The organism is Nostoc sp. (assembly GCF_036917275.1).
Classification (GTDB): Bacteria; Cyanobacteriota; Cyanobacteriia; order Cyanobacteriales; family Nostocaceae; genus Nostoc.
In genome coordinates this window covers 1-22,549 of record NZ_JBALDF010000065.1, presented here as the reverse complement: position 1 = coordinate 22,549, position 22,549 = coordinate 1, and the positions used below count along the sequence as shown (strand labels likewise).

Here is a 22,549-nt window from a genome sequence, read left to right as displayed (position 1 = left end):
CAATCTACAATAGGCAGCATTATGGTTATAGTTTCTGAGACTACTCCCAAAATTCTCATCGTTGATGACGACTTCGGTGTCCGAAATCTCGTGTATCGTTTTTTAAGTCGGAAATATCAAATAGAGTCGGCAGCAGATGGTAAGACTGCCTTGTCGTTGTTTGAGCAATTCAACCCAACTTTAGTAATTCTGGATTGGAATTTGCCCGATGTTAATGGTTATAGCCTCTGTCAAGAAATGCAGAGTCGTACTAATGTTTTAGTGCTGATACTGACTAGTAGGACTGACGAGGCTGATAAAATTAAAATCTTGAGCGCAGGTGCTGATGATTTCATGACTAAACCATTTAGTCTTGCAGAAGTTGAAGTTAGAGTAGAAGCTCTTTTGAGGCGAATACGCTACATCAACCCCTCCCCAACACAACGTATTCTCTTCAAGCAGCTAGCAATTAACCCAGAGGGTCGGGAGGTAACACTTAATGATAGACCTCTGGCCTTAACAGCGCTGGAATTTAATATCTTACATTTTTTGGCAAGTCATCCTAATCAGGCTTGGAGTCGTCCACAGCTAATCCAAAAAATCTGGGGTTGCGATTACATAGGAGATGGACGAGTGGTTGATGTGCATATTGGTCAGCTTCGTAAGAAGATGGAAGTCGATGCCAGCATACCGGAGTTTATTAAAACTGTGCGGGGCTATGGTTACAAGTTTGAAGCGCCTGACGAAAATACTGATTCCTGATCTTTCTGATTTCGGGAGTACTTGATAATAATGAACGACTCAGATAAGTTAGCATTAGTCTTATTGCTTACTTAAATACTTTTACTGAGGCTTGACCGGATAACTTGCGTTAATTTGGGACATTGATACAAACTGATTTAGTAATTTCGTGTCTGGTCAAGCCTCAGACAGTAACTTTATTGCTTTTAATATATCGTCTCAAGATAAGTTCCAACAAAATAAAAATATACAGAGCTTAACCGAAGTTTCGCCTATAGGTAAAATTTGGGACAAGCACAGAGCTAATACTGATAAACTCTTGCATTATTACGCCAAAGCAGACGAACATTATTTTCAGCAGTATGCTTGGCGGATGAGAATTTGTTCCGAGTTGCTGAAGTTTCAATTAATGCCAGAGGAATCAGAAGGCATTCTTAAGTTAAAGCTATCAGATGCCCGATTCTGTAGGGTTCGTCACTGTCCGGTTTGTCAGTGGCGGCGATCGCTGATGTGGAAAGCAAGGGCTTACAAAATTATCCCACAGGTTGTCACTGATTACCCCAAGCACCGTTGGCTATTTATTACTGTAAATAACTTCGAGGGGCAATTTATAGTAAAAATAAATTGGTAAGGTATAATAGGACTTACGCAAAAATTGCCAACTTCGCTTAATTTATCGAACCGCCAAGACGCCAAGAGCGCCGAGAATTCGTAGAGTGTGCGTAAGTCCTATATAAGACTGAGTGATTTAAACTATCCTTAAGAAATTACCTCATGCTGACTTCACTGTTACTGCTAGCTGTAATCCCAATGCATCGAGTAATTTACTGAGACAATAAAATTCAATTTCACCTTGCTCAGATAATATCAAGTTGAGTTGCTCATAGCATTGCTTAACTTGCGCTGGAAACTGATCAATTCCACCCTGTGCCTCAATCACATTTGTGAGCGCTTTTCCTAACATTTTAGGGTCACCCTCTTCTATAACTACTTCGATATAAGATGCTGCTTCTAGTGGGTCTTGGAGATGTTTAATTAGTCCTTCGTGATAGCTTACACTTCTAGGCATTATCTTTACTCCTATAGTCTTTCCAATATTCCTGAGCTTTACCAATATCTCGTTCCTGAGTGCTTTTATCTCCACCACACAAAAGAATAATAATTGTTATCCCTTCTTGTCCAAAGTATATGCGATAACCTGATCCATAATCGATTCTCAATTCAAAAACACCTTCTCCAACTGACTTACAATCACCTAAATTACCATCTTCAACTCGGTCAAGTCTGGCTCTTATTTTAGCTTTTGCTCTTCTATCTCGCAGAGAATCAAGCCACTCATCAAAAATATTTTTTCCATCTCCTGTCAGATAATTCCTAATTTCTCTTGGTTGCACTTCCATGATTCTTTGGACAAATCTATTTACAAATCATGAAATAATTCATAGTTTTCTCGCCGCCAATCTTCGAGTAACCAACTCAGCCGCTAAATGTATCGCTGCTTTCATACTCGTAGCATCAGCAATTCCCTTACCCGCAATATCAAACGCTGTCCCATGATCGGGTGAAGTCCGAACGAAAGGAAGACCAATAGAAGTATTAACTGCCCGATCAAATGCCATCAGCTTCACAGGAATTAAGCCTTGGTCGTGGTAAAGTGCCAAGTAGGCATCAGCTGGATTTTGTACTAAAGAATTTCCATACCAAGCTTGGCCAGGTTTAACCCACATCGTATCTGGCGATATTGGCCCATCTAGCTTCAATTGTGGACGATTTTGCCGCTCTTGCTCCAACCAGGGAATTAGCCAATCCTGTTCTTCATGTCCAAGTTGTCCCTGTTCGCCACTGTGGGGATTTAAACCTGCGATCGCAATTCTCCCTCTATCTATACCAAAATCTTTCTCCAAACACTCCACCAGCAAATCCAATTTCTGTGTCAACAACTGCGGTGTCAATATATCAGCTACTTGACGTAGGGGAATATGTGTGGTAGCTAGTATTGCGCGGAGTGTCCAATTAGTATGGGGCGATCGCGCTACGAATAACATTCCAAAACGGTCAACACCTGATTTTTGTGCCAAGAGTTCCGTTTGCCCTGGATAATTATAGCCTGCGGCTTTCCAAGCAGATTTAGCGATGGGTCCTGTGACAATACCATCAAATTTACCAGCGAGTGTTTGAGCGATCGCATATTCCATATAGGCAAAACTAGCCGCACCACTGGCTGCATTACCTGTTCCGGTGATAATTTCACCTTTAATTTCCCTATCAAACTGCACATCGCTGACTGACAACTCGTCTGGATTTGCTAAAGCTGCTAAATTCTCAGTTAAATTCAGTTTGTGATAACTCTGTGCCAGCAAATCCCGGTTAGCCACCACTGTAACGTCATATTTTTTACTAATTTCCGGATCTGCTAAAGCTTTCAAAATCACTTCTGGCCCAATCCCCGCCGGATCTCCCACCGTCAGCACCAAACGCGGACGATTCTCTTTGCAAAAATTTACTAAATTACCTTGATTATTTTGATACATAAAATATCTTCATAATTATTATCATCAATTTTTCCCAATTTCCCCATCTCCTCCTCTTCCAACAGTAGGGATTGCCCCCTAAACCAGTAAGGATTACCTGCTAAACTAGTTTAAAATTATTTACACAGGTCTAATCCTACAGCAACTATTGAAAAGCTTCTGGTAGACCTAGTTTACACACCACTTTGCATAAGGAGAATCACACCAATGGGCGGCGAAATTTTGGATGGAGCTCTATTGTCCTTCGGTTTAATCTTCGTGGGCTGGGGCTTAGGCGCATTGTTACTGAAAATTCAGGGCACAGAAGAATAATCCCTACGGTAATCGGCTATTGAGAGGAAAGAGCTTTTCCTCTGCCTTGGAAAGTTCTGTTCACCTCAAGCTGGCGTTCATACTTTTCGCTAATTGGGAAAAAAGCTTGTCCGTTTACCGGACAGCTATTTTCCTATGAGTTTTTCAAAATAAATTGATTTTCTGAGAAAAGATGTAAACTTTTGTTTGCATAGGTTATTCTGATAACATTCTTTTCATAAAACATTAAAATTTATTACAACCCTCATGACATTATTAATTGTCGGTGCCACTGGCACCTTAGGAAGACAAGTTGCTCGTCGTGCAATCGATGAGGGATATAAAGTACGCTGTCTTGTTCGGAGCAGTAAAAAAGCAGCTTTTCTCAAAGAATGGGGTGCAGAACTCGTACCGGGAAATTTGCGTTACCCTGAAAGCCTAGCGGAAGCATTGTTAGGTGTAACCCAAGTTATTGATGCGTCAACATCTCGCCCTACAGATTCACTGAGTATCAAACAAGTGGACTGGGACGGCAAAGTAGCATTGATTCAGGCTGCAAAAGCAGCGGGTGTAGAGCGTTTTATCTTCTTTTCGATTTTAGATGCTGATAAATACCCAGAAGTGCCGCTAATGGAAATTAAGCGGTGTACAGAACTCTTCCTGGCTGAGTCTGGCTTGAATTACACCATCTTGCGGCTAGCTGGGTTTATGCAAGGATTAATCAGTCAGTATGGGATTCCGATTTTGGAAGCACAGCCAGTTTGGGTGACTGGTAATTCTTCTCCCATCGCCTATATGGACACTCAGGACATTGCTAAGTTTGCTATTCGAGCATTGAGCGTGCCCGAAACGGAAAACCAAGCTTTTCCTGTAGTCGGTACCCGTGCATGGAGTGCAGAGGAAATCATCAACCTGTGCGAACGCTTATCTGGAAAAGATGCCAGGGTAACGCGGATGCCAATAAACTTGCTGCGTACTGTGCGGGGCTTAATGCGGTTCTTTCAGTGGGGATGGAATGTAGCAGATAGGTTAGCGTTTACAGAAGTGTTGGCTAGTGGTAAAGAGTTAAATGCTCCAATGGATGAAGTGTACACAGTTTTTGGTTTAGATCAGCAACAAACCACAACTCTAGAAAGCTATCTACAAGAGTACTTCAGCCGAATAATGAAAAAGCTCAAAGAGTTAGACTACCAGAAAAATAAAACCAAAAAGCAGAAATCTAAAAAAACTCCTTTTAAACAGTCTTCAAAAGTCAATAGTCAATAGTCATTACAAAACAGACATTAGTCGTAAAACTTTAGACTCTGGATATTTGACTCTAGATTAATGACTACATGGTCAAAAATGTGTAAGGATTACATAATACAGAGACATCGCCTAAACTTGGATATTTGAGTGTGCCGAAAGCAGGCATTATCTACAATGACGTTAAACCGATAGCGAGTCGTGTCGCTATCGAGTTAAAAGACAAGCTAACCGCAGCCGGTTGGAATGTATGTGTGACATCGAGTATCGGTGGCATACTGGGCTACTCTAACCCAGATAGTCCTGTATGCCACACCCCCATTGACGGTCTGACACCCCCTGGTTTTGACTCAGATATGGAGTTTGCAGTGGTATTAGGGGGAGACGGCACTGTTTTAGCAGCGTCTCGTCAGGTAGCTCCCTGTGGTATTCCACTACTAACAGTGAATACCGGCCACATGGGATTTTTGACGGAAAGTTTCCTGAATCAATTGCCCCAAGCACTAGAACAGTTGATGGCGGGTGAGTATGAAATTGAAGAACGAGCCATGCTCACCGTCAAAGTGTTTCGGGGAGATTCAGTGCTATGGGAAGCCCTTTGCTTGAATGAAATGGTGCTGCATCGGGAACCTTTGACCTCTATGTGCCATTTTGAAATTGCCATAGGGCGTCATGCGCCAGTAGATATTGCGGCGGATGGTGTGATTGTTTCTACGCCTACTGGTTCTACAGCTTACTCATTAAGTGCTGGTGGCCCAGTGGTGACTCCTGGCGTACCTGCTTTACAGCTAGTACCCATTTGTCCCCATTCCCTAGCTTCTAGAGCATTGGTATTTCCAGATACTGAATCTGTCAACATCTATCCAGTTAATATTGCTCGACTGGTGATGGTGGTGGATGGTAATGGGGGATGCTATGTACTACCAGAAGATAGAGTATATATGGAGCGATCGCAATATAGTGCCAGATTTATTCGCCTGCAACCGCCTGAGTTTTTCAGAATTTTACGAGAAAAATTAGGTTGGGGTCTACCACATATCGCTAAACCAACTTCCGTAGAATTACCTTAGTTATTGGCCAAGCAGGGCATTGTTGAAGAAGCGAGGAAGCAAACAGAAAATTCTTCCCTCTGTTTCTCTGCTGCCATGCCCCATACTCAATTTGCTGATTTCCTTCCAGAATTACTGGTATGGAGATGGTATTTGGAGTTAGTTATTAAGATTGCATCCGAGAATTCGATGGCTGACACCTGAACGTGCTAAAAGATCCTTAGCCACATGTCAAATCAGGATTGCTCCATCACTACAAACTCGTAATTGCACTTTTAACTGATGTAAGGATTTTCACTGGAATATCTTTACAATCCCAAATCCAATATCCCAAATTGTTATGACAGTTGCTCAAAGTCCCTGTGTTTTAGTGATTGAAACCGATGAGAGCCTAGCAAATCAGCTTTCTTGCGATTTGCAAGAAGCCGGCTATGAATCAATTTTGGCTCATGATGCGACGAGTGGTTTGCAACACTGCCGCGATCGCCAGCCTGCTTTAATTGTCTTAGACCGGATGCTAGCAGGCGAATCAGGACTCTCATTGTGTAAAAATCTGAGAAGCACTGGTATGCGATCGCCTGTATTGATTTTAATGGCAAGGGATACAGTCGATGATCGTGTAGCTTGTCTAGAAGCTGGAGCCGATGATTATATCCTCAAGCCTTACCGCTCAGAAGACTTTTTAAAGTTAATTCGCCTCTACTTAAAACCTGATTTGGATACCACGGAGCAATTACGCTTTGGGGATCTGATTTTAGACATCGCAACTCGCCGTGCCATACACAGCGGACGGGCAATTGACTTGACAATGAAGGAATTTGAATTATTAAAATTCTTAATGGAACATCCCCGTGAGGTGTTAACCCGTGAACAAATTTTAGAAAATGTTTGGGGTTACGACTTTCTAGGTGAGTCGAATGTAATTGAAGTGTACATCCGCTACTTGCGCCTAAAAATTGAAGATGAAGGTCAAAAGCGCCTTATTCAGACAGTGCGAGGCGTAGGGTATGTTTTAAGAGAATCCTAGTACATTGTGATGGAATGCCTATCTTTAACAAGGGGATTCGTTGCCGCATTTCCAGTCTTAGACTGACACATTTGGGGGCTGCGGCTTCTCACCCCAACAGTTTTTGCCTACAACATTAGTAAAATTGAAATCTAAATTACATCAAAAATAATTATGACTCGTTGGCTAGGTTTGCTCTCAATGTTACTGAGTATTTTTCTGATCGGCTGTTCTGTGCCAACAACAGCTAAACCTCCTACACTTACGTCTGGTTCTCAAACTCCAGCACCAGAGAGTTTAGGTCAAACACTACCAATTTCTGCAAAAGCCATTGTTCCTAATGGCACAACGATTCAGCTAGAAGTGGCGCAGACGTCAGAACAGCAAGCGAAGGGGTTGATGTATCGACCAGCTTTGCCAGATAACCGAGGGATGCTGTTTGGGTTCCCTTCAGCCCAACCAGTCAGTTTCTGGATGAAGAATGTACCTGTGGCTTTGGACATGGTATTTCTACATAAGGGTGTAGTTAAATATATTCAGGCAGCTGCACCTCCTTGTGCAAGTGAGCCTTGTCCTACCTATGGCTCCAATACACCAATCGATAAGGTGATTGAACTTCGCTCTGGAAGAGCTGCCGAATTGAAGTTGAAAGTAGGCGATATTGTCAAAATTGAGTTTAGAAACTCCGGCGCTTTGTGAGGATAAAGATTTTGGTGGTTGCTCTGTTCAGAGCCTATACTATCGAAATATATGTTTTTTTTGTAAAAAATGTCACGTATTGTGGTAAAACAGTCATCTGTAACGCTACTATTTAAAAACTGTGATAATAATGTAAAATTCTCCTGTCTCCAAGCTCAAATCGCAGTTTTAAGGTTTGGTTGCAAAAATATTCCCTTCAGCGTAAATGTAAATAGTCGCCAATAAGGGAATATAGGCTATGGAATCTTTGTTACTAGATGTGTAATTAAATAAAGCATAAAAGTAAACAAGATTGAGTCAATTTAACTAAGTAAAAATACTGCTTGATAATCGAGCAGATGATTTGTACGGAAATTTCTATTTCTCAGGCCCTGTATGAAAAGCCTTTCTTTAAGGCAGATTAAAAAACTGTGTTGGGGTGTATAGCCAATAACGGCACAGTGACAGATGAAATATTGGCTACTGGCTACCGAGCAATGGTGAACTGAATATATGACAATACATTCTGCACAAGGAGGTGAGATACAAATGTCACCATCAAAATATTCTCGACTTATTCATTTTTTGCAAGAAGATTTGGCAATTTCCACAGCATCCCTAGCTGTGGCGCTTCGGCATCGAGAGCAAGATCCAGGCCCTTTGGCAATGATTCTTTGGCAGTATGGGTTAATTACTCTAGAGCAGTTAGAACAAATTTATGATTGGCTGGAGACAGCGTAGATTATACCAATTTGGGATTTGGGATTTTGGTGAAGCAGCGCAGTTTTCTCCCTACAGCCGTTCTCAAGACAGGGACGCTCTTGCGTTCGGGCTGTAAGGGTTTCCCCAAGCAGAGCAAGTGGCGTGAGACGCTAGCGCGTAACGTAGCGTAAAGCCTTATCTACGAGAGGCTGCGCCAACGCTTAGAGCGAGTCAGACGCTTGCAGACTAGCTAACCCTGTGCTATCGGGCACCAGGGATTAAAAGTCTCTACCAAAAGGCTGTACCGGAATCTTAAACAATGCTATTTATGCATTTATGCCAATTTAAGATCATACTAAGTTACCAAAGTTAGTATTATTTAGTGTCAAATACCCTGTGCGACTGTTTACTGAGTAAATAATACTATCTAGGGCAAGTTGGTATCATCTAGGAGAATTGAAGCTTGTCAGATCAACTTTACCATGTGTAAAATTTGATACATAAATATATTGACTATGGCGGTTTCTACTCATTTACATCCAAATCAAAAGAGCGAGTTGATAATTTAACTCGCTCTTTTGATTTAGTCCTTAGTACTCAGGACTGACTAAACACTCTAACTGCTGCCGCTATACCAGATCCAGGGGTAAAGTCTTCGTAGCCAAGTTCTCTTAGGGTAACTTCTAAGGATGATATACAGCTAAGGATATCGCGATCGCTCACAAAGCCCAAGTGACCAATGCGGAAAATTTTGTTACTCAAATGGTCTTGACCGCCTGCTAGGGCAATATCAAAGCGTTTTTTCATCAATGACCGAATCTTATCCGGTTCAATTCCCTGCGGTGCTACAGCCGTAATCGCCGGACTAGCAGAACTATCTGCTGCAAGCAGGGGTAAATTTAACCCTTGAATGGCGGCGCGGGTAGCATTCTTGAGCCGTTCGTGTCGAGCAAATATTGACTCCAAGCCTTCCTCTTTCATAATTCGCAACGTGGTATGCAACGCTACGATCAAGTTCACAGGCGGAGTAAATGGAGTTGTATTTTTGGCTGTGGCTTTGCGATATTTGCCTAAATCCAAATAATATTTCGGTAGCTTCGCAGTTTTGTAAGCTTCCCAAGCTTTGGGGCTGACAGAGACAAAACCCAATCCCGGCGGAATCATATAACCTTTTTGGGAACCGGAGGCGACTATATCCAAGCCCCAAGCATCCACAGGTAGATTGAACGCACCCAAGCTAGTCACGGCATCAACGATAATTAAAGCTTCACCGTGTTCTTTGACATGGCGGTTGATGGTTTGTAGGTCATTCAACACACCCGTCGAGGTTTCGCTGTGGGTAATGATTACGGCTTTGATTTGCTTTTGGGTATCTGCTTGGAGTTTTTCGGCGAATACTGCGGGGTCTAAGGGTTTTCCCCATTCAACCTTAACTTCTTCTACATTCAAACCGTAGGCTTCACCTATTTCTACCCAGCGTTCGCCAAATTTACCATTAGAGCCAACTAAAATGCGATCGCCTGGAGAGAGAAAATTAATTATTCCAGCTTCTACAGCACCTGTACCACTGACATTCAGCGTCAGCACATCACTTTGAGTTTGGTGCAGCCACTTGAGGTTTTCCGTCACCTCTGCCAATATGTTGCTAAATTCACTGGTGCGGTGCCCAATCGGATGCTTGGCTAATGCCAGTAAGGCAGCTTCTGGCACCGGGGTTGGGCCAGGAATCATCAGCATCAGCTTATCGTTCATGTGTCTATCCTAAAGTTAAATAGAAGTCAAAATTGTGGGAAGTTCGTTCAGTCTGGTAGCAAATTCTAGATATTCATTTACAAATTACACTCAGTTTGTCACCAGTCTTGTTGTCTATTTTCCGAATCCATAGGAAAAGTACTGTGGGAGTTATTGATCCGTAAGTTTGACCTTTGCAATTTATATAAGACTCCAACTCAGATGAAACCTTTGTTCCAGGCAATTTTACCACACACCTAGATGCCAGGTTAAGGTGTCTGCTCATAGGGGAGTGGCTATTTTAGCCAGGCGTGAAGCGTCTATCTAGACTTTCGCAATTTTAGGCACAGGTATGAGAAATTCTTAAATCTTACCTATAATCCGCCTCTGTTGTTTTTATTGAAATACGCAAAATCGTTTTGAATATCGCGGGAATCGTCGGTGAAAAAGCTCTGTTTTGCTTCAACGAAGGAAGTAACCTCTTATACTATGCGGAAGACTAGGATGTCACCGTTTGCTAAGAGATAGAAGATACCTAACCCGAACTTTTCAATCTGCTTGGGTCGAAGATTTGTTATTGGATTGCCATTCTCTAAAGAATACCTCCATCTATAGAGGAGGTGACGATTTATTTGAGTCCAAATCGCTTCGATGCTAATATCCAAGACTTCTCTGGCTTACTCAATGGCGATTCATTTGCTGCTGAAGTTGAGATATTTATGCTACTAATTGTTGCACATTGTGGACCGGCACTCAGCGGTATGCGATCGCTAAGGCGGGCTACGCCTACGCTAAGAAACTATAAGTTTTTATACTGTACTTACAAAATTGCTCCAGTTGTGCTTAGTCTTGTTAGTCACCATTCATGGTGAGTCGTTTTTAACTAGTGTCAGTTCATAAACTGTCACTCACTAGATCCCCGGTTTTCTTGCAAAAGAGATATTCTTAGTTAGTGCAAGGAGTGATACCATTTCACCACATGTTTGTCACAAGTTATCCCCGTAATACTCCCTGTGAAGGGAGTGTTGCAGATTTCAAATGTTACATCAAACGAGTGAGTTGGTATAAGCTTTTACGGGAAAGCGCTTGAGTGAGCAAAACTCTCAAGCGCTTTTTCGTGTATAAATAAAACAGTCCTACTCTCTGGACACTTATATAAATTGCCTTTGCGCTGAGTGCATTGATCAGTTGGCCGCTGCCACTCAACATTTCTACGATTCTACACATAGTCCTGGTTGCGATCGCCATCTTGATGACGATACGCTTCCCCGCTTGGTATCGCAATCGGGCATTAAAAAATAGGAATACAGAGTTATGAATTCAGATGTGATTTAGCAATGGTTGGTCAGGATGAACGCCTGCCGTGTTCTCTTCCTTCTACTCTTAACTGACTACAAAATTCACTAACTTCCCAAGCACCACAATCACCTTTTTAATCTCTTTACCCTCAAGGTTACGCTGGGCAACTTCTGATTCACGGGCGTAGTTCTCTTGCGCTGACTTATCTGCTTGCGCTGGCACTTGAATTGTGCCGCGAGTTTTGCCATTAATCTGAATCGCTAAAGTGATTTCATCAGCTACTAAAGCAGCTGGGTCAAATGATGGCCAAGTTTGAGTGTGAACTGAATCAGTTTCACCCAATAAATGCCATAATTCATCAGCAATGTGTGGTGCAAAGGGTGCTAGCAATACTACCAAAGTCCGAATCCCTTCTGCATAAATTGGTGAATTTTTGCCGCTGGCATCCGTTAAAGCATTACTCAACTTCATCAATTCTGAAATAGCTGTGTTGAATTGATATTCACCTTCGACATCTTCTGTCACCGCTTGAATAGCCGTGTGAATCGCCCGCCGCAATTCCTTTTCTGCCTTAGTTAAATCAGATTGGGCTTGCTTACGGGATACGCCAGCCGCAATATAATCTGTCACCAAACGCCAAACCCGATTTAAAAAGCGGGATTGTCCTTCCACATCGGCTTCATCCCATTCCAGGTCTTTTTCTGGCGGCGCTTTGAACAAGATGAACATCCGCGCCGTATCTACACCGTATTTGGAAATTACATCTTCTGGCGCTACACCGTTGCCCTTTGATTTAGACATGGTGGCATAAACGAGTTCCAGTGCTTCACCTGTTTTAGGATCTCGTGGATCGGCTGGATCTACAAGATTAAAGGGAACCCACTTGTCTTTACCATCCTTATTGGAATTTGTGTAAGTTAAACCCTGTACCATCCCTTGAGTTAATAGGCGTTGAAAGGGTTCGTCAAAATTTATCAAACCGCGATCGCGTAGTACCTTAGTAAAGAACCGCGAATACAACAAATGTAAAATTGCGTGTTCAATCCCACCCACGTACTGATCAACTGGCATCCAGTCGTTAACTTTACTAGAATCGAAAACCTGTTGTTCATTTTTAGCGTCAGGGAAGCGCAAGAAATACCACGAAGAATCAATAAAAGTATCCATCGTGTCAGTTTCCCGCTTCGCTGGAGTGCCACAAGTTGGACAAGGCACATTTACCCAGCTTTCTAACTGAGTTAAAGGTGAACCACCACGTCCAGTAAATTCCACCTCTTCTGGCAACTGAACTGGCAAATCTTTATCAGGTACTGGCACTATCCCACAGTTGGGACAGTGAATTACAGGTATTGGTGCGCCCCAGTAACGCTGCCGCGAAATTAACCAATCCCGCAAGCGATATTGCACTCGCACTTTACCAAAACCTTGTTGTTCGGCGTATTCAATTATGGCTTGTTTAGCATCTGCGGAAGCCATACCAGTAAAAGCCCCAGAATTAATTAAAATTCCTGGTTCAGTGTATGCCTGATTATATTCAATTTGAATGAGTTGTGTGACTTCATCAATCTCTGATGTTGGAGTTAAGTCAAAACCTGCAACATCATCTGAGGAAGCTATAACAAAATCAATTGGCAAATCGTAATTTTTAGCAAACTTAAAATCTCGGACATCGTGTGCTGGTACTCCCATCACTGCCCCAGTACCATACTCATACAGTACATAGTCAGCAATCCAAATGGGCACTTTTTCTGCTGTAAACGGGTTAATTACCACCCCACCAGTTGGGATACCCCGCTTAGGTTTGTCTTCAGCAGTCCGTTCCAACTCACTTTGATTGGAAACTTCTTTAATAAAGGCTTCTACCGCCGCTTGTTGTTCTTTTGTGGTGACGCGCTTTGTTAAGGGATGTTCTGGTGCTAACACTAAGTAGCTGACACCATAAACGGTATCTGGACGTGTGGTGTACACGCCGATTTTTTCATCTATCCCAATGATCGGAAATTCTAAGTAAGCGCCTGTAGATTTACCAATCCAGTTTGCCTGCATCAACTTGACGCGTTCTGGCCAACCTGTCAATTTATGCAAGTCATTAAGCAATTCTTCAGCATAGTCGGTAATCTTGAAAAACCACTGCCGCAATAATTTGCGCTCAACTATTGCCCCACTGCGCCAAGAACGTCCTTCGTTATCGACTTGCTCATTTGCCAGTACAGTTTGATCAATGGGGTCCCAGTTTACTGCTGCTTCTTTTTGGTAAGCTAACCCCGCTTGCAAAAACTGCAAGAAAATCCATTGCGTCCATTTGTAATAATCCGGTGAACAGGTAGCAAGTTCACATCCCCAGTCGATGGATAAACCAAGACGCTGCAATTGCTGCCGCATCTGGGCAATATTCTGATAAGTCCACTTTGCTGGCGGCACACCACGATCAATGGCGGCATTTTCTGCCGGCAACCCAAAGGCATCCCAACCCATTGGGTGTATTACCCGATAGCCTTGCATTCGCTTGAGACGGGCAATCACATCGGTAATCGTATAATTACGGACGTGACCCATGTGTAGGCTGCCCGATGGATAAGGGAACATGGATAAAGCGTAAAATTTTGGCTTGTTGCTAGCTGTGGGTGTTTTATATAAGCCAAGTTCTACCCATGTTTTTTGCCATTTTTCCTCAATTGCTGCTGGGTTATATCGGGAATCCACCAAAAAAATTCTCCTACTGGGTCTATCTAGGTTAACCTGCTAGGTTAACCTATATTGTAGGTCAACTACTCACATATTTATATAATTGAGCATCAGCCTGATTATGCCCGAACTGCTAATGTTTCAGGTATAGCAAGAGTCATTTTATAAAGGTTTAGATGGTTGAATCAAATATACAATTTTCCGATTTGGTGCAGGTTTTTGTTTACGGCACACTCAAACCAGGTGAAGCTAACTATAAAAAATACTGTACTGACAAGATAATAGATGTTAAAAGAGCTTTTGTACAAGGTAAATTGTTTGCTCTGCCAATGGGCTACCCAGCAATGACGCTAGGGAATACCCAAGTTTACGGATATTTACTTTCTTTTTCCAACCCAAGGATTTTAAATGAGCTAGATCTGCTGGAAAATTACCAGTCCACTAGACAACCATCAGAAAACCTCTATAATCGACAAATTATCGAGATTTATCAGCCACAGTCGCTCTCTCTGGGTTTGGCTTGGGTTTATTTGATGACTCTAGATCAAATTAACCAATTAGGAGGATTCCTCCAACCTGACGGTTGGTGGACAGGCTGTGGTTTAACAGCAAAGTACAGTTATGATCTGTGAACTGTTAACTTGACGATTAGTTTATATCCTGTTTAGAGTCGTGCCGTTGCGGCTGTACCGGATAGATTGGATTTTCTGGAGAAGCTACTGCTGCTTTCGGAATTTCAATTACCGGGTTATTTAGTCCCACCATCAGCGGGGAAAGTGGAACCATAGACGCTGATGACGTTTGTATCGGTTCTATTTCTGGTCGTTGTGCTAGTTGCCGCGGACTAGAACCACCAGATACTATGCCAGATACTGCACCGATTACACAAGCAGCAATGGCTGCGCCTCCCACCATCCAGTTTAAACGGGAACGGCGGCGCAAACGTGTGAATACTTGCTGAACTGTTGCTTCTGGTGACTGTTGGGCTGTTGGCACTGGGAGAGTCCGCAAGCCTTGGCGCAGCTTTAAGAGTCGGGCATACAAGCATTGAACTGAGGCATCATTTGCCAGCCATTCTTCTACTTGCCTGCGTTCTAAGGCTGTGACTTCACCATCGAGATAAGCACTCAATAACTCGAAGCGATCGCGCTTCACCATATCCATAAGACCCGTTGATTCATTGGTATGCTTGGCCATTCCATCTGACAAATCTTGAGGAAGTTTCAAAGGAGAACGGTCGTAAAACTGAGAATCAGTAGTCATCTTAACATTATTACCAATTTAAACACGGGTAAACTGCACGGAAATTCGGAAAAATTAGCCAATTTTCCTCCTAAGGGCAGAGGCAATCTACATCTTTGTGGTAATTCTTAATTAATGCTCAAATTCTGCCATTGGGCAGAGGCAAGATGCTGTAAATTAGGAGTCTAGATAATTCTGCAAGTGAGCTTGCAGCCTCGATCTAGCTCGGGCAATTCTTGATTTCACAGTTCCTAATGAAACTCCAGTGATTTCGGCAATTTCTTCGTATGCCATGCCTTCGATTTCTCTGAGGACAATGGTAGTACGAAAGACTTCTGGTAAATCCGCGATCGCTTCCCGCAATTGCTCGTAAAATTCTCTAGTTGTCAGTTCTTCTTCAGGACCTGGGGTATCGCCGGCGATTTCCCAATCCATCTCGCCGTCATCTAACAAGCGGGGAGCATCCAGTGACAAAGGACTCATAACCCGCTTGCGTTTACGCAACTCATCATAAAACAAGTTGGTGGCAATGCGGCTTAACCAGCCCCGAAATTTAGCAGGCTCTTGTAATCGGTTAATATTCCGATAGACTCGAATCCAAACTTCTTGAGCCAAATCGGCTCTGTCAGCCCAATCTGGAGCCAGGTGGTATAGAACTTTATCAACTTGACTTTGATAGCGACGTAATAGTTCTGCAAACGCAGCACGATCTGGTCGCAGTCCCGCTTGACAGCGCAAAATTAAATCGTGATTAGGGAGTTTGTCAACTTGCACTGATGCTTCTGGATACTTTGCATCAACCGTTGACCAGGATACAGTAATCGACTGACTCATAGATCGTACTGGCTCTAAATCATCCCTATCTATTAGACCTGCTAATGGGACAGAAGTTCCATGCTAAGGTGACGGATTTATGACTGGAACACTGAAGCATACAATTTTGGATACATTTATAGCAATAAGGAGAGCAACTTTTTCCTTATACTATTCGCATAGTTGCCCTTGCATCCATCAACTAACAAAGGCGCAGCAATATGCATGTTTTGGTCATTTTAGCAACTGGGTATATACGCTTGATAAAAATAATTAAATCTGGTTATAAGGATGAAGATAAAAATTTTGTAATTCTAACTTCTTGATAGCTTTAAAATTCAAGCAATAATTTCTGGAAGTTGGCTTGCTGTGGTTACTATAATGGTGATTTATTTTTTTGATTTTATTACCAGAATAGTTGCTGATTGTTCTGGTTGTGAACCGTAGGTAGCACCATTTTGTTGCTCTGGTACGCGAACTTGAAAAAATAAATTGAGGGAAAATGTAATTGTGACTGCTAGCAATAGTTTTTCAAACATGGTTTTTCTCCCACCTACACCATTAATGATTGATTGCTACATTTCAAAGGTTCCACCAGAAAGTCCGAGTATTGGCTTACAACCCCCAGAACTTTGGAGGAATGAGGTTGGTCACTTGGAGTTTTGCTGCTGGGACAATTTGCATAGTCTTAGTTTGCCCAGAGGTGTTGGCAGATTTATATCGGAAATGATAAGTATTGATAAATTTTTGATAATCGGATGATGAACACATCCAATTGCTCGGCTGGATATGTCAGGGATAAACAATAGGCGATGGCAATGGTAAGAAACGAATCTGTAGGGCGGATGGTAATGTTGCTCTGTTTTGGCACAGCATTTTTATCTTTAGCTGTCCATTGGCGCATTACTACGGCCCAAGGGCAGTCTGAGAAGTCTGCATCTAGTTCGATGCGGCGAGATTCTACCCTAACCAATCCTAAGGGAAGCCGCTCAGAGAAAGTCTACAAGAATGTTTCACAAGTGAGTTTAGGGGAAATTGCGCTGGGTGCATCTGTGCCAGTTGGTGAAGTTACCCAAGGCTCAACTCCTCAGAGGGCGTTTACACCAAAGTCCTCTGCTATTAAGCCTCAAACTAAATCGAAAATAATTAAGAAGAATGTAGCGAAAGCAACTGATAGACGTACAATTGTTCGGAAGACACCTATACTCAGGTCTGCTGCTATTAAGCCTCAAACTCAGCCTCAAATAATTAAGAATGATGTAGCTGAAGCAACCGACCTACCAACTAAGACGCGGCTGGTGGCGCAAGCAGAAAGACAAAATCCAGTTGCGGATAGTTGGCCAAAAGCTCTATGGTCTCAGGCTTCAGCCCAACAAATACCTTCTAATAGGCTGGCTGATGCCAAGACGCAAGTAATGGTTGATTTAAGCGATCGCCGCACCTATGTATACGCAGGAGATGAGGTTATAGCCAGCTACCCAATTGCTGTAGGTAAGAAAGGTTGGGAAACGCCCACAGGTTCTTTCCAGGTGATCCACATGCGACATTATCCAATCTGGCGTCACCCGATCACTGGTAAAGTATTTCAGGCTGGTACGGATAGTCCCTTGGGAGATAGATGGATTGGTTTTTGGTCAGATGGAAGGAATGAAATTGGCTTTCATGGCACACCGGATATTGGCCTGGTAGGAACGGCTGTATCCCACGGCTGCCTAAGGATGCGTAATTCTGATGTCCGATTGTTGTATGAGCAAGTGAGTTTAGGGACAACAGTGTTAGTGCGTGATTAATTAATTAAGAGTCCTTTGTCCTTTGTCTAAAACTCCTGACAAATGACTAATGACTCTTAAAGTTATAATTTTTGCTCAAAATTAGGTGCGTATGTTTGGAGTAAAGCACTAACTTGGCGTACAACCTCATTGCCAGTGTTTTTGCCTAAGGCTTGTCGTTCTGGGAAGAAATGGGGTCGATCAAGGTAACGGTTAATTGCCTCACTTACTTGCTGAGAAATTAATTCTTGCAGTTGTGCCCGAGCCGTTTGGCGCTGGAAGGTAGCACCTTCTTCTGTAGTAGCATACAAAGGTGGTAGCCGATTGAGAGCGTAAGCAGCAATATCGCCGACATCTAGAGAACTTTCGCTGGTGGCTTCAATTTCTGCGACTCGGGCGATCGCTTCAGTCAGTACCAATTCTTCCATGACGTTAATGAATTGTTTCCGAGGTACCGCCACTACCTCACCAGTCAATAGTGCTCCCATCAGCCGATCCAGCGCCATATACTCTTCAATTGAGAGTTCCGAGGCGTTGTCACAGATTCTACCGACTTCTGCTTCCATTGCTGGTGTTAAATAACCATCCTGGAGAGCTTGTTCTACAATTTTTTCGATACTCATAACGCTGATCATCATTTATGTTAGCAAAGCTTGGTAGGGACGGTATCAATCCAATTTCTTTTGCCTAATTCTCAGCAAAAAAAACACAAATTATGCACAGACGCGATCAATTCCGCCTCTACTAGTTAACGACCTTAGTCCGCCAAGGTGTTGGATCAACAGATTGTCCATTGACATATAGACCCCAGTGTAAATGTGGACCCGTGGCAGCACCTGTGGAACCCACTGCGCCAATTAGTTGACCAGCTTTCACAAAATCACCTTCTTTAACGTTAATACGACTCAGGTGCATGAAAATACTGATTACTCCTTGACCGTGGTCAATGCCAACTACATTACCGTGAATCCGAAACCCTTGGGATACCCTACCTACCAAAGCAACTCGCCCAGCGGCTGGGGCAATCACGGGTGAACCGGCAGCACCAGCGTAGTCAAGACCACGATGATAGTAGTCTTTTGCAAATGTACCATTATAGTAGCGACGTACACCATAGTTTGTACTCATCCGCCCAGCATTTGGCTTCAGAAATACTCCATTCCAATACTTTTGTGGTGTTTGTAGTGCCTTGAAAGTTGCCACCCGTTTTAGTTCATATTCTGTGGCATCCACTCCGGCTTTACCAGGTGGCAAAGTTATGCGCTGTATAGGAAATTTACGATTTAGCACATTCACTGCCAAGTTTTGCACCTGACCATCCGCTGCAACCCGAAGTGGTCTATTTCCAGCTTTTTCTAGTGGAGTTGTGGGAACAAAAGCCCGATACTGATTGGGGGCAATTTTAAAGGACGGGTATGTATTCTTACCACTAGCTACTGTTGGATTTGTACCATTATCCTGATGATCTAGATTAATCTCCACTGAGAGAGTATCTCCTAATTTAGGATTAGTTGGAATCACTTTTACTTGTAAAGCATCTACAGGCAATGCCAAGGTGAGAGGGAGAACAGCAAATATTCCCTTTAACACATTTATTGCACGGCGATTAGGTGTCAAACTTTTGACATCAAAACGGAGCAACTTATTGTTTGAATTATTAGTGCGATTCTCAGTAATCATAGAGCTATAAAAAATACCTTGCTTTGATTGGAAAATAGACTAGCTTATTTCTACTAGTGTTTCCTGTTTGAAGCAAATGTTGTTGAAAACCATAGATGTTGGGAAATTGTCTAGGGACTTATGGACAGTACAGGGGTAGGAGTAGGAGACAAGAGAGAATGATTTGTAAGTGTAATTTAATGAATTGATATTAACTTTGATAACCAAGGTGCATTACATTGTCAATGATCTGAAAACTTAATTAGCATACCGTGGCGTTAGTTTGCCTACCCTAATTACCGTTTATATACTTATAACAGCTTCTACTGATGTTGAGATAGGGGGTAAGATAGCAGCGATTTTAGCTAAAATTTCCTCGTTTCGAGTTCTAAGCTGGAATAATGGAGTAAAAAGCTCGACGTTCTGAGTTCTGAGCTTGAGTAATAAACACTTTTGAATCTCACGCCACTTCAAGTGGTGTGATTCCAACTTCAACAATATTTGCCTGGATTATTCCAGAACTTATACCAATTCGCTATGAAGATGCACTTAATTTTTATTAAATGAACCGCCCTACCTGCGGGAACGCGAAGGGCGAACGGGTGACACTGGTTGTGCGGCATCGTCTCCTTTTGGGAGAGGACTCATCCTCTAAGCTAATAGTTTTAATTTTGACTTGAGCTTACCATCTTCCATGTGAACGATGCGATCGGCAATGTCTAGGATGCGGTTGTCGTGAGTAACCATCAAGATGGTACAGCCTTGTTCTTTTGCCAGTTTGTGCATAAGATTGACTACATCTCGTCCTGATTGACTATCAAGGGCGGCGGTGGGTTCATCCGCTAAGATAATTTGAGGATGACTGACCAAGGCGCGAGCGATCGCTACTCTTTGTTTTTGTCCCCCAGACAGTTTATCAGGATAGTAATGCAGGTGATTTCCTAATCCTACCTGCTCTAGTATCTGGGCTGACCTAGCTAGCATCTTTTTTAACCCAAGATGTTTGTGCAATTCCAAAGCCATTTTGACGTTTTGCAGTGCTGTTAAACTACCATGCAAGTTATGTGCTTGGAAAATATAACCGTTACGGCGTCGCGCCTGCACTAGTTCTTCTGCACTAGCACCACAAAGTTCGCGTCTTAATACCTGCAAACTACCAGATTGGGTAGAACGTAATCCACCTACTAAGGTGAGCAAGGTAGTCTTTCCAGAACCAGAGGGGCCGGTCATAATAATAATTTCACCGGCGTTAATCTCTAAGTTGATGTTAGATAGAACTTGTTTTCGGAGTGAGCCGTGACCAAAATAGTGGTCGAGATTATGGATGGAGATGACGGGAAGCATAACAATTTTGGATTTTGGATTTTAGATTGGGCATTGTTAATTATTCCAATGCCCAATGCCCATTTTTAAAACATATCAGCGGGGTCGGTGGCTTGCAGTTTGCGGGTGGCGATCGCACCAGAAATTGCACACATAATGATAGTCAGCACTAATACTTGTAATGCCCGAATCGCAGTCATGTACATGGGCAAATTTGTAACTGTGCGAGTCAGTTGGTAAAGTGCTAAGGACACTCCCAATCCAGGGAAGAAGCCCAGTGCTGCCAATATCAACGATTCTTCAAGCACCACACCTAGCAGGTAATAATTGCGATATCCCATTGCTTTAAAGGTGGCGTATTCCCGAACATGGGCATTCACATCGGTGGAGAGGACTTGATAGACGATAATCACGCCCACCACAAACCCCATCGATACACCCAGGCTGAAAATAAACCCAATTGGGGAATTTGTTCTCCAGAAATTGTTCTCTAATTCAATAAATTCTGCATGGGTTAATACTCTGACATCATCTCTCAGGTAGGCTTTCAATGTTGCTGCCACCTTTTTCGGGTCATAGCCTGGTTTAAGAACAATCAAACCTAGACTGACACTACTTGACTGTCGCCCGGAATATAGCCGCAAAAAGTTTTGATCGCTGGTAATCAGATTGCCATCTGCGCCAAAGGAAGCCCCGACTTGGAATAAGCCGCTAATGGTAATTGTGCGCCGTTCTATTTCGGTGGTTAGGGTTTTACCTTGGTCAATTTGAGCGATCGCTTTTTGATAATCTCCTCTTGCACCACGATCAAACAAAACGGTATCTGGCAGCTTAATTTTCTGCAATTGCTGGTTAACATCTGTTAAGTCAAAGGCTGGCTTGTCTGGATTAAAGCCAATAACTAATACCCCCGTCTCACGATGTGTTTGGGGATTCTTCCAGATTGTGTTGTTGAAATACATTGGTTCTGCCGACTTTACCCCTGGTATATCCATTGCTTGATAAAGTCGCCGACGAGAAAATGTAGACAAGCTTGGCAAGTTACGGGCTTGGGGACTGGTTAAAACAATGTCTGCTTGCAAACTGCGATGCAGTCTGGTGTTACTGTCATACAGCGCAGTCTGAAAGCCTAGCTGCATGAACATGAGAAGATCCGCAAAGGCAATACCTGACAATGCCACTAAAAGACGGCTTTTTTCATAATTCAGTTGCAGCCATCCTAGAGGGGTTCGCCGTCGCAGTTGTTTAATTAATCCCATTATAAGAAGTGGAGGGCAGGGGGCAGGGGGCAGGGGGGTAGGGGGTAGGGGAGAGTTAAACCGCGTCCACCTTGAAAACTGTAGTTCTTTCCGTATGAAAAGGAAAAACCCTCATCCCCCAGCCCCTTCTCCCAATATTGGGAGAAGGGGAGCCGGAAAGAAGTCCCTCTGCCCTTACTTGGGAGAGGCATTTAGGGTGAGGGCAAAAACTACACTTGTCAACATAGATGAGGTTTAAAACTGGATTTATCCACCTCAAAGAGTCGTTCATCCACCTCAAAGACTCGTTCATCCACCTCAAAGACTCGTTCATCCACCTCAAAGACTCGTTCATCCACCTCAAAGACTCGTTCATCCACCTCAGATACTCGTTCATCCACCTCAAAGACTCGTTCATCCACCTCAAAGACTCGTTCATCCACCTCAGATACTCGTTCATCCACCTCAAAGGTTCGTTCATCCACCTCAAAGACTCGTTCATCCACCTCAGATACTCGTTCATCCACCTCAAAGGTTCGTTCATCCACCTCAAAGACTCGTTCATCCA

Annotated in this window: 24 protein-coding genes; 11 read left to right on the top strand and 13 right to left on the bottom strand. The window is 43.0% G+C overall.

The window, feature by feature from the left end; translation table 11 throughout:
• Window positions 1-21: 21 nt before the first annotated feature.
• Window positions 22-741, top strand: coding sequence for a response regulator transcription factor (locus V7K35_RS25675; RefSeq protein WP_335083000.1), 720 nt, complete (start codon window positions 22-24; stop codon window positions 739-741).
• A gap of 148 nt (window positions 742-889) precedes the next feature.
• A complete protein-coding gene (locus V7K35_RS25670) occupies window positions 890-1,351 on the top strand; it encodes a protein rep (RefSeq protein ID WP_335082847.1) in 462 nt (153 codons plus the stop codon).
• Between the two features lie 141 nt (window positions 1,352-1,492).
• Here V7K35_RS25670 and V7K35_RS25665 read toward each other — a convergent pair whose 3' ends face one another.
• The 3 genes from V7K35_RS25665 to pdxA are packed head-to-tail and all read right to left on the bottom strand — an operon-like array spanning window position 1,493 to window position 3,251.
• Window positions 1,493-1,789, bottom strand: coding sequence for a helix-turn-helix domain-containing transcriptional regulator (locus tag V7K35_RS25665; protein ID WP_335082845.1), 297 nt, complete (start codon window positions 1,787-1,789; stop codon window positions 1,493-1,495).
• Window positions 1,782-2,120, bottom strand: coding sequence for a type II toxin-antitoxin system RelE/ParE family toxin (locus V7K35_RS25660; protein WP_335082843.1), 339 nt, complete (start codon window positions 2,118-2,120; stop codon window positions 1,782-1,784). Before V7K35_RS25660 ends, V7K35_RS25665 begins: the two co-directional genes overlap by 8 nt.
• A gap of 39 nt (window positions 2,121-2,159) precedes the next feature.
• On the bottom strand, window positions 2,160-3,251 hold the full coding sequence (gene pdxA / locus V7K35_RS25655; RefSeq protein ID WP_335082841.1) for a 4-hydroxythreonine-4-phosphate dehydrogenase PdxA: 1,092 nt from the start codon (window positions 3,249-3,251) through the stop codon (window positions 2,160-2,162).
• 207 nt (window positions 3,252-3,458) lie between these two features.
• On the opposite strand from pdxA, the gene petM reads away from it, so the two are divergent.
• The 6 genes from petM (at window position 3,459) to V7K35_RS25625 (ending at window position 8,261) form a co-directional block, all read left to right on the top strand.
• Entirely contained in the window at window positions 3,459-3,563 is a 105-nt protein-coding gene (gene petM / locus V7K35_RS25650; RefSeq protein ID WP_334970983.1) for a cytochrome b6-f complex subunit PetM, read from the top strand.
• Window positions 3,564-3,809: 246 nt separating this feature from the next.
• A complete protein-coding gene (locus V7K35_RS25645; protein WP_335082839.1) occupies window positions 3,810-4,808 on the top strand; it encodes an SDR family oxidoreductase in 999 nt (332 codons plus the stop codon).
• A gap of 131 nt (window positions 4,809-4,939) precedes the next feature.
• Complete coding sequence (locus V7K35_RS25640; RefSeq protein ID WP_334797289.1) at window positions 4,940-5,857, top strand: NAD(+) kinase; 918 nt, start codon at window positions 4,940-4,942, stop codon at window positions 5,855-5,857.
• A 319-nt stretch (window positions 5,858-6,176) separates the two neighbouring features.
• On the top strand, window positions 6,177-6,863 hold the full coding sequence (gene nblR / locus V7K35_RS25635; RefSeq protein WP_273768161.1) for a response regulator transcription factor NblR: 687 nt from the start codon (window positions 6,177-6,179) through the stop codon (window positions 6,861-6,863).
• A gap of 153 nt (window positions 6,864-7,016) precedes the next feature.
• Window positions 7,017-7,541 carry a DUF192 domain-containing protein gene (locus V7K35_RS25630; protein ID WP_335082837.1) on the top strand — a complete coding sequence of 175 codons (525 nt, stop codon included), beginning with the start codon at window positions 7,017-7,019 and terminating at the stop codon, window positions 7,539-7,541.
• A 492-nt stretch (window positions 7,542-8,033) separates the two neighbouring features.
• Window positions 8,034-8,261, top strand: coding sequence for a DUF2949 domain-containing protein (locus V7K35_RS25625; RefSeq protein WP_012410503.1), 228 nt, complete (start codon window positions 8,034-8,036; stop codon window positions 8,259-8,261).
• Between the two features lie 558 nt (window positions 8,262-8,819).
• Here the strand turns inward: V7K35_RS25625 and V7K35_RS25620 are convergent.
• Window positions 8,820-9,974: a pyridoxal-phosphate-dependent aminotransferase family protein gene (locus V7K35_RS25620; protein ID WP_335082835.1), complete on the bottom strand. Its 1,155-nt coding sequence runs from the start codon at window positions 9,972-9,974 to the stop codon at window positions 8,820-8,822.
• Between the two features lie 599 nt (window positions 9,975-10,573).
• Here V7K35_RS25620 and V7K35_RS25615 point away from each other — a divergent pair.
• Complete coding sequence (locus V7K35_RS25615; protein WP_335082833.1) at window positions 10,574-10,825, top strand: hypothetical protein; 252 nt, start codon at window positions 10,574-10,576, stop codon at window positions 10,823-10,825.
• Between the two features lie 511 nt (window positions 10,826-11,336).
• Here the strand turns inward: V7K35_RS25615 and leuS are convergent.
• On the bottom strand, window positions 11,337-13,955 hold the full coding sequence (gene leuS, locus V7K35_RS25610; protein WP_335082998.1) for a leucine--tRNA ligase: 2,619 nt from the start codon (window positions 13,953-13,955) through the stop codon (window positions 11,337-11,339).
• A 158-nt stretch (window positions 13,956-14,113) separates the two neighbouring features.
• On the opposite strand from leuS, the gene V7K35_RS25605 reads away from it, so the two are divergent.
• A complete protein-coding gene (locus V7K35_RS25605) occupies window positions 14,114-14,569 on the top strand; it encodes a gamma-glutamylcyclotransferase family protein (protein WP_335082831.1) in 456 nt (151 codons plus the stop codon).
• A 16-nt stretch (window positions 14,570-14,585) separates the two neighbouring features.
• Here the strand turns inward: V7K35_RS25605 and V7K35_RS25600 are convergent, their stop codons facing one another.
• From V7K35_RS25600 to V7K35_RS25590, 3 genes are all read right to left on the bottom strand, one after another.
• Window positions 14,586-15,200, bottom strand: coding sequence for an anti-sigma factor family protein (locus V7K35_RS25600; protein ID WP_335082829.1), 615 nt, complete (start codon window positions 15,198-15,200; stop codon window positions 14,586-14,588).
• Window positions 15,201-15,356: 156 nt separating this feature from the next.
• Window positions 15,357-16,013, bottom strand: coding sequence for a sigma-70 family RNA polymerase sigma factor (locus V7K35_RS25595; protein ID WP_334797282.1), 657 nt, complete (start codon window positions 16,011-16,013; stop codon window positions 15,357-15,359).
• Between the two features lie 368 nt (window positions 16,014-16,381).
• Window positions 16,382-16,531, bottom strand: a complete 150-nt coding sequence (locus V7K35_RS25590; RefSeq protein ID WP_334724397.1) for a hypothetical protein — start codon at window positions 16,529-16,531, stop codon at window positions 16,382-16,384.
• 279 nt (window positions 16,532-16,810) lie between these two features.
• Between V7K35_RS25590 and V7K35_RS25585 the strand changes: the two genes are divergently transcribed.
• Window positions 16,811-17,782 (top strand): L,D-transpeptidase, encoded by a 972-nt coding sequence (locus V7K35_RS25585; protein WP_442939764.1) that lies wholly within the window; start codon window positions 16,811-16,813, stop codon window positions 17,780-17,782.
• Between the two features lie 62 nt (window positions 17,783-17,844).
• Here V7K35_RS25585 and V7K35_RS25580 read toward each other — a convergent pair whose 3' ends face one another.
• The 5 genes from V7K35_RS25580 to V7K35_RS25560 all read right to left on the bottom strand — a co-directional run.
• Window positions 17,845-18,384: a late competence development ComFB family protein gene (locus V7K35_RS25580; RefSeq protein ID WP_298921257.1), complete on the bottom strand. Its 540-nt coding sequence runs from the start codon at window positions 18,382-18,384 to the stop codon at window positions 17,845-17,847.
• 121 nt (window positions 18,385-18,505) lie between these two features.
• Window positions 18,506-19,441 carry a M23 family metallopeptidase gene (locus V7K35_RS25575; protein WP_335082825.1) on the bottom strand — a complete coding sequence of 312 codons (936 nt, stop codon included), beginning with the start codon at window positions 19,439-19,441 and terminating at the stop codon, window positions 18,506-18,508.
• A gap of 630 nt (window positions 19,442-20,071) precedes the next feature.
• Window positions 20,072-20,764 carry a DevA family ABC transporter ATP-binding protein gene (locus V7K35_RS25570; protein ID WP_334797276.1) on the bottom strand — a complete coding sequence of 231 codons (693 nt, stop codon included), beginning with the start codon at window positions 20,762-20,764 and terminating at the stop codon, window positions 20,072-20,074.
• A gap of 65 nt (window positions 20,765-20,829) precedes the next feature.
• Window positions 20,830-22,002, bottom strand: coding sequence for an ABC transporter permease DevC (gene devC / locus V7K35_RS25565; protein WP_335082823.1), 1,173 nt, complete (start codon window positions 22,000-22,002; stop codon window positions 20,830-20,832).
• Between the two features lie 218 nt (window positions 22,003-22,220).
• Window positions 22,221-22,549 (bottom strand): hypothetical protein (locus V7K35_RS25560; protein WP_335082821.1); only part of this gene is annotated, 329 nt, incomplete at its 5' end.

Excerpts from the sequence above, each read along its gene's own strand:
- V7K35_RS25675 (WP_335083000.1), top strand. The coding sequence starts at position 22 with ATGGTTATAGTTTCTGAGACTACTCCCAAAATTCTCATCGTTGATGAC.
- V7K35_RS25665 (WP_335082845.1), bottom strand. The coding sequence starts at position 1,789 with ATGCCTAGAAGTGTAAGCTATCACGAAGGACTAATTAAACATCTCCAA.
- V7K35_RS25660 (WP_335082843.1), bottom strand. The coding sequence starts at position 2,120 with ATGGAAGTGCAACCAAGAGAAATTAGGAATTATCTGACAGGAGATGGA.
- pdxA (WP_335082841.1), bottom strand. The coding sequence starts at position 3,251 with ATGTATCAAAATAATCAAGGTAATTTAGTAAATTTTTGCAAAGAGAAT.
- petM (WP_334970983.1), top strand. The coding sequence starts at position 3,459 with ATGGGCGGCGAAATTTTGGATGGAGCTCTATTGTCCTTCGGTTTAATC.
- V7K35_RS25645 (WP_335082839.1), top strand. The coding sequence starts at position 3,810 with ATGACATTATTAATTGTCGGTGCCACTGGCACCTTAGGAAGACAAGTT.
- nblR (WP_273768161.1), top strand. The coding sequence starts at position 6,177 with ATGACAGTTGCTCAAAGTCCCTGTGTTTTAGTGATTGAAACCGATGAG.
- V7K35_RS25630 (WP_335082837.1), top strand. The coding sequence starts at position 7,017 with ATGACTCGTTGGCTAGGTTTGCTCTCAATGTTACTGAGTATTTTTCTG.
- V7K35_RS25625 (WP_012410503.1), top strand. The coding sequence starts at position 8,034 with ATGACAATACATTCTGCACAAGGAGGTGAGATACAAATGTCACCATCA.
- V7K35_RS25620 (WP_335082835.1), bottom strand. The coding sequence starts at position 9,974 with ATGAACGATAAGCTGATGCTGATGATTCCTGGCCCAACCCCGGTGCCA.
- V7K35_RS25605 (WP_335082831.1), top strand. The coding sequence starts at position 14,114 with ATGGTTGAATCAAATATACAATTTTCCGATTTGGTGCAGGTTTTTGTT.
- V7K35_RS25600 (WP_335082829.1), bottom strand. The coding sequence starts at position 15,200 with ATGACTACTGATTCTCAGTTTTACGACCGTTCTCCTTTGAAACTTCCT.
- V7K35_RS25595 (WP_334797282.1), bottom strand. The coding sequence starts at position 16,013 with ATGAGTCAGTCGATTACTGTATCCTGGTCAACGGTTGATGCAAAGTAT.
- V7K35_RS25590 (WP_334724397.1), bottom strand. The coding sequence starts at position 16,531 with ATGTTTGAAAAACTATTGCTAGCAGTCACAATTACATTTTCCCTCAAT.
- V7K35_RS25585 (WP_442939764.1), top strand. The coding sequence starts at position 16,811 with ATGGTAAGAAACGAATCTGTAGGGCGGATGGTAATGTTGCTCTGTTTT.
- V7K35_RS25580 (WP_298921257.1), bottom strand. The coding sequence starts at position 18,384 with ATGAGTATCGAAAAAATTGTAGAACAAGCTCTCCAGGATGGTTATTTA.
- V7K35_RS25575 (WP_335082825.1), bottom strand. The coding sequence starts at position 19,441 with ATGATTACTGAGAATCGCACTAATAATTCAAACAATAAGTTGCTCCGT.
- V7K35_RS25570 (WP_334797276.1), bottom strand. The coding sequence starts at position 20,764 with ATGCTTCCCGTCATCTCCATCCATAATCTCGACCACTATTTTGGTCAC.
- devC (WP_335082823.1), bottom strand. The coding sequence starts at position 22,002 with ATGGGATTAATTAAACAACTGCGACGGCGAACCCCTCTAGGATGGCTG.